This is a genomic window from Actinomadura sp. NPDC048394, assembly GCF_040651755.1.
Taxonomy (GTDB): Bacteria; Actinomycetota; Actinomycetes; order Streptosporangiales; family Streptosporangiaceae; genus Spirillospora; species Spirillospora montaniterrae.
In genome coordinates, this window is sequence record NZ_JBEZJL010000164.1 from 1 (window position 1) to 4,146 (window position 4,146).

A 4,146-nucleotide genomic window follows, 5' to 3' on the forward strand; every position below is an offset into this window, starting at 1 on the left:
TGGGCCAGATGAGTCCGATCACCTACGAACAGCAGTCACATAAGGTGGCGCAAGCCGCATAGCAACCGGTGTCCACGGTTCGGGGGGAAGACCCGACCTCGTCGAAGGCGTCACCGAACTGCGCGGCGTCCATCTCGTGCAGCCGTGCCATTCCGTCCACCCCTTCGGGCAGGCGGGCCTTGGCCAGGACGCGACCAGCGGCGTCCATCAGCTCGACGTCGTGATGCTGTTCGGCCCAGTCGTCCCCGATGAACAGGCGCAACACCGACCCCCGATCCTCGATCGCGATCACTTCTCAGCAGCCTGCGGGAGAACTATCGGCGAACTGATCAAGCAGTGCTCACGCCCAGACGGACGGGCACGATACCCCAGCAGCGATCAACTCTCCCGGCCGGCCAGCGGGGGGACGATCTTTGGGCAGGACTCAAGGTCCAGTAGCTATGAGTGCTCACCCGCTGGCGGCTGTCAGACACGAGTCTGCCGAACAACGCCAGGCCGACCCGCTAAGGCTGATTAGTAGTGATGGGCTATGTGACGGTTGCGGGTCGTGGTCGTCACGAATCGGCCGTACCAGGGCGTAGGGGGGTGACCCGTTTGATCGCGTTGCTCTTTTCTCGAGGGATCGGCCGGGCCGGCGGGAAGCGTCGCGAGTGGGAGCCGGAAGATCTGATCGCTGGGTGGACGCTGTTGGACAACGACTGGGAGTTGGTGTACTAGGCGATCGAAGAGGCGGGCCGCGCGGTCAAGAGCGTGTTCGTCGCCGAGTACATGGTCTCGCAGGACCTGCGCAGGGAGATCCACGAAGACCTGCAGGTAGCCCTGCCAATCTGGTTCAGCACCGCCGGAGCGGTCACCACGTCCAACTCTCCGCGCACCTCGGCCTGCACCGACAGCCCCACTGCGCTGAACACCACACTCACCTGCGAGACCGCCCGTGACACCTCCGCGGCCGCAGCCATCTGGTCCCTTCCGAGTTCCGGTCCGCTCACTCCGGTGCCGCTCAGTGCGGGTCGTGCCCTCGGTGGTTGCTCGGCGATCCGGGCCATGTGCTCGGCCTGGCAGTCGGCGCACCGTCCGTGCCAGTGGTGGGCGCGGGAGGCGGCGGCCTCGACCGGGATCAGGGGCTCGCCGCACTCGACGCAGCGCCGCCCCCGCTCTCTGCGGGCTGGCGCGGCGGGGTCTGCCCGACCAGGGGCGCTGGACCGTCAGCAGTTCGGCGTCGTAGGGGTGCGGCTCGATGTGGTACCCGGCCTCGGCCAGCACCTGGACGACGTGGGTGCACGGTCGGCTGCTGGGCGGGATCGGTGAAGTCGGGGTGCCGTTGACGGATCTGGTACAAGCCCCCAATGGCGCTGCCGACGCCGTCGACCTGTGAGTTCAGGCGGTAGTGCGGGCGGTTGCGTCCGGCTTGCGGAGGGCGTCGAAGTAGTACCGGCGGCGTTCGGCGATGAGCACGGTGACGTCGTCATGGGTCGCCTCCGGGATCTCGCGCAGGTGCTGCAGCAGGTTGTCGCGCTGTTCGTGGCCGGAGTCGGCGATGTGGGCGACGGTGCGGGCCGTTCCTCCTCCGGCGAGCAGCAGTCGGTGTGGGAGGCCGCACCAGGTGTCGAAGCTGGTGGTGATCGCCCGCCATATGTGCCAGACGTCGTCGGGCTGGTGGTGCTCGGCGAGCAGGAGCGCGGCGATTTCGATGCTGTGGCTGAAGCCCCAGCAGTGGCGGTGGAACTGTGTCTCCTGGTCCAGCAGGAAGCGGGCGAAGTCGTGGTCCACCGGGCTTGGGGCAAGGATGAGCGTGTCCAGGACGTCCCGGCGGTCCTTCCACCACCGATCCTCGGGCAGGCCGGCCTCGTCGTGGGTTGCTTCGAACCGCAGGAGGTCCCAGCGCTCGGAGTCCTCGGCCCACCAGGCGCCGTCGAGGGTGTCGTCGCCGGCGTCGCGTGCTTGCGCGGCGGTCACGCGCTGGTTCCCGGTGGGGTCGCCGCGGTGGGGCGTTCCATCACGCGGTGCACCGTCGCCTGCCTGATGGAGAACAACTCGGCGAGGTCGGCGATGGAGTGCTCGCCGGTGGCGTGCTGCTCGACCAGATGGGCCTGCTGCCGGGCCGTCAGCTTGAGCTGCTTGCCCTTCAGTTTGCCCTTCGCCCTGGCGACGGCCATTCTCTCCCGGGTTCGCAGCCGCAGGAGATCCACCTCGAACTCGGCAAAGGTGGCCAGGATGCTGAAGAACATCTTGCTCCTGGGGTCGGCCAGAGCGTAGAGGCTGCCGCCAAGGGAGAGCCGGCCACTGCGCGCGACGAGGGAGTCGCCGATGTCGCGGGCGTCGGGGACGGAGCGGGCGAGGCGGTCGAGCTTGGGTACCATGAGGGCGTCACCGGCGCGCACGGAGGCGAGCGCCTGCTCCAGGCTCGGACGGTTGCGGTGGGTGCCGGGTCAGCCCGCGGTCGAGATAGATCCGGTCTTCGGGAACGCCAAGGCCAATCAGGCGCTCTCGCTGTGCGGTGAGGTCCTGGGTGTCGGATCGAGCAGCGGGCGTAGCCCGTGAGGAATGCGGTCACAACCCAGGAAGTGTACGGATAACCCCCTCTCACCGTACAAATCACCGGACACTCTAAATGAGACGGCGTCCGGGCTGGTTACCGTCTCCAGAAGCCGACGGCTGCTGGTGTTCGTTGCGCCGATCTGCCGTTCGTCGACGATACCCACATCCCGGTCCACAACGGCGAGCAGATCGAGAAGATCGGCCGCCACAAGCAGGGCATGTGGGGCCGCCACGACACCTGCACCGACGGCCACGGCGGCTGGGGCGCCTTCACCACCGACCCGACGCGAAAAGACCTGGCCTGGGTGGTCCGCCACCACCCCGAGCACGGCCGGTCGGTCGTGCTCTACCGCGACACCGACGCCTCCCCGGTCGACTCCCTGCTGATGTGGGAGGAGCCCGCCGGCCTGCTGTACCGGGCCGGCGGCTATTGGTGGGACGGCACCACCTGGTACCGCCCCTCTCAGCTGTTCGACTGGGCCGCCGAGAAGACCTACGAGCGGCCGGTGCCCGCCGCCGTGACATCACCGCCGGCGACCTGATGCGCGGCGGCGAGCCCGCCCGCGCCCGCGTGCTGGACGTCAGCGAGGTCACCGTGCCGGCCGCCGCCTCCTCCGACCGGGGGTGGAACGACGACCTGGCGCTGTGGCCCCCGCCGCGACGACCGCGGCCTGGGCGACAGCATCGTCACCCTGACGGCCCCCGAGCTGGTCGCCGACCAGCTCGTCAGTGTCGGCGAGACGGCCGAGATCGCGGGGCTCGGCGCCTCCACGCTGCGCGGAGGCGTCGAAGAAGTGGTCTCGGCCGACCACCAGGGAGCCGCCCACCCGACTGGCATCACCGAGACCTGGAAGCGGTTCAGCCGTACCTTCTTCTCCCTGCTGTGGCAGCGCCAGAGCTTCCGCAAGAGGTGGGCACTGCGGTGGCGGACCGAGACTGCCGCCCGCGAGATCGCCGAGGGCCTCAGCTGGGAGGTCGCCGCCGGCATCCCCAAACTTGTCGGCGCGTGGGATCTGTCCGCCACCGTCCGCCATGCCTTGGTGTACGAGTTCCTCCAAGGGCGAGACCTGCACTGCTCCGTCCACCGCGACGACCCGGCTCGGCGCGAGAACTACGTGTTCTTCGGGCTCACCCCCGCCGTCACCAAGACCCTGGACGTGCTCATCCGGCACGAACCCGCCGCCGCCGGCCGCGCCATCGAACAAGCCATCGGCGAAGCCGAGGCCAACCTGGAAATCCCCCGCGCCGTCACCGAAGAGTCCATCGCCACCGCCCTGTCCCTAGTGTTCTGCGCCTGAAATCCGTTGTGTAAATCTATGCTGGGTCGATGGCGAGGACGGGGCGGCCGAAGACACCGTTTTCCGTGACCGCGGCGGAACGAGCGGAGTTGGAGCGCGGGGCGCGGGCGGCGACCTCGACGCAGGCGTATGCGTTGCGGTGCCGGATCGTGCTGGCATGCGCGCAGCCGGGCGCGTTCCACACGCATGTGGCCGCCGAGCTGGGCGTCTCACCGCCGACGGTGGCCAAGTGGCGCAGACGGTTCATCGAGCACGGCGTGGCCGGGCTGGCCGACGAGCCCCGCCCCGGCCGGCCGTCCTCGATCCTGCT

The 4,146-nt window shown here is 69.0% G+C and carries 6 protein-coding genes; 3 read left to right on the forward strand and 3 right to left on the reverse strand.

The annotated features are described in order from the left end of the window. Positions 1-22: 22 nt before the first annotated feature. The 3 genes from AB0C78_RS50480 to AB0C78_RS50490 all read right to left on the reverse strand — a co-directional run bounded on the left by AB0C78_RS50480 (position 23) and on the right by AB0C78_RS50490 (position 2,381). Positions 23-292: a hypothetical protein gene (locus tag AB0C78_RS50480; RefSeq protein ID WP_360762919.1), complete on the reverse strand. Its 270-nt coding sequence runs from the start codon at positions 290-292 to the stop codon at positions 23-25. Positions 293-1,377: 1,085 nt separating this feature from the next. After that, the gene (locus AB0C78_RS50485) at positions 1,378-1,956 is read right to left on the reverse strand and encodes a hypothetical protein (protein ID WP_360762922.1); all 579 of its coding nucleotides are present in this window, start codon (positions 1,954-1,956) and stop codon (positions 1,378-1,380) included. Beyond that, positions 1,953-2,381 carry a recombinase family protein gene (locus AB0C78_RS50490; protein WP_360762924.1) on the reverse strand — a complete coding sequence of 143 codons (429 nt, stop codon included), beginning with the start codon at positions 2,379-2,381 and terminating at the stop codon, positions 1,953-1,955. Before AB0C78_RS50490 ends, AB0C78_RS50485 begins: the two co-directional genes overlap by 4 nt. A gap of 375 nt (positions 2,382-2,756) precedes the next feature. Between AB0C78_RS50490 and AB0C78_RS50495 the strand changes: the two genes are divergently transcribed. The 3 genes from AB0C78_RS50495 to AB0C78_RS50505 all read left to right on the forward strand — a co-directional run. Further along, positions 2,757-3,080: a hypothetical protein gene (locus tag AB0C78_RS50495; RefSeq protein ID WP_360762927.1), complete on the forward strand. Its 324-nt coding sequence runs from the start codon at positions 2,757-2,759 to the stop codon at positions 3,078-3,080. Positions 3,081-3,332: 252 nt separating this feature from the next. After that, positions 3,333-3,836, forward strand: a complete 504-nt coding sequence (locus AB0C78_RS50500; RefSeq protein WP_360762930.1) for a hypothetical protein — start codon at positions 3,333-3,335, stop codon at positions 3,834-3,836. 65 nt (positions 3,837-3,901) lie between these two features. Beyond that, on the forward strand, positions 3,902-4,146 hold a 245-nt coding region (locus tag AB0C78_RS50505), incomplete at its 3' end, for a helix-turn-helix domain-containing protein (RefSeq protein WP_360762933.1).